The sequence below is a fragment of the Clostridium tertium genome (assembly GCF_902652255.1).
In the GTDB taxonomy this organism is placed as follows: Bacteria; Bacillota; Clostridia; order Clostridiales; family Clostridiaceae; genus Clostridium; species Clostridium tertium_A.
The window spans coordinates 1-625 of sequence record NZ_CACRTO010000028.1; the positions used below are offsets into that span (position 1 = coordinate 1).

Below are 625 nucleotides of genomic sequence, written 5' to 3' on the forward strand. Positions count from 1 at the left end.
TTTAATTTATCTAGTTTAGGATTTCTAAGTAAAACTAGCGCATCATCAACAGATCTTATTGCTAATCTAACGTCAGATGGACAACACATTTTTAAAGCCATTTTTTTCACTTCATCTTTTGATGCATTGTCTGATGCAATAACTACTGTATTGTATCCTAAATAAGCCTTCCAAGCGAAGGCTACTTGACCATGTAACAATCTATCATCTATTCTAATCATACATATCATACTCTTACCCTAATATATTATGTTATCAACAAGAAAACATTAATATATATTTTCCTTTCTATTAACACTTTATTTCCATAATTAATCATATATTAAATTTTTAAAATATCCAAATAGTTATTTAAAACAAAATTCATATTATATTAACTATTAATATTATTAGATTTCAAAATCATCTTTAAATTCAGATTGTATTTTGTTATCAAAAAATATTATTTGTTTTTTTGACTGCTCAACGATTTCTTTCAACTGATCATTTGTAAGATAACAATCCAATCGTACAGCTAATTCTAATAATAACGGAAAGTTCACACCAGATATAATACGAATATTATCATAGCCAACAGCTTGTTTAATTACTTCTTGATTTACACTTCCACCAAATACATCAGTTA

The 625-nt window shown here is 25.8% G+C and carries 1 pseudogene; it reads right to left on the reverse strand.

Annotation, left to right across the window (positions count from 1 at the left end):
- A pseudogene (locus tag GPX08_RS11695) lies at positions 1–230 on the reverse strand (PTS mannose/fructose/sorbose transporter subunit IIB); the annotation flags it as partial.
- Positions 231–625 lie beyond the last annotated feature (395 nt).